Here is a 552-nt window from a genome sequence, read left to right as displayed (position 1 = left end):
GGCGTGCTGCGGCGGCGGGCAAGCGGCTGGGACGCGACGCGCGCGGTCGGTGGCGGCGCGGCGCGCGGGCGGCGGGCGCGGGTACTGGTGCGCGCTGGAATTCCGCGTGAAATGGCCAAAAATGACGGTCTGACGACAAGAACGGCCCCTCGAAGCGCCTTCCCCGGAGCGTTGGAGACTTGATGGCGAGAAGCGTTCGACGCCGACCTGGGGTTTTGCCGCGGCAGCTCGGCTTCTTCCCGCCGCCTGCGTCGTCAGACCGTCATTTTTGGCCACTTTGTCTCTGATTTCTGGCGCAGCGCAGTCTCGCGAGTGTTTCACGTGAAACAACAGCCCGCCCTGGGCCTCAGCGCGATCCGCGCTCGCCCCCTTGCGATCCCGCAACCCCGAAAGGGCCCACGACCCTCACGCCCCCGCGATCCTCATGCCCCGCGACCTCGCGACTTCACAACCCCACGAGGGCCCACGCCCCCCACGTCCCTGCGGCCCCCATGCCTCCACCTTCCCCTCGCGCGCTGCTCACACCCCCCCCACGCCCCGTGCCCCCCCACG

The 552-nt window shown here is 70.5% G+C and carries 1 protein-coding gene; it reads left to right on the top strand.

Going from position 1 to position 552, the window contains the following annotated elements:
- On the top strand, positions 1 to 183 hold a 183-nt coding region (locus D1643_RS11970), incomplete at its 5' end, for a hypothetical protein (RefSeq protein WP_236643588.1).
- Between the last annotated feature and the right edge of the window lie 369 nt (positions 184 to 552).

The organism is Enterorhabdus sp. P55 (genome assembly GCF_009911695.1).
Classification (GTDB): Bacteria; Actinomycetota; Coriobacteriia; order Coriobacteriales; family Eggerthellaceae; genus Enterorhabdus.
This window is presented reverse-complemented; position numbering and strand designations above follow the sequence as displayed.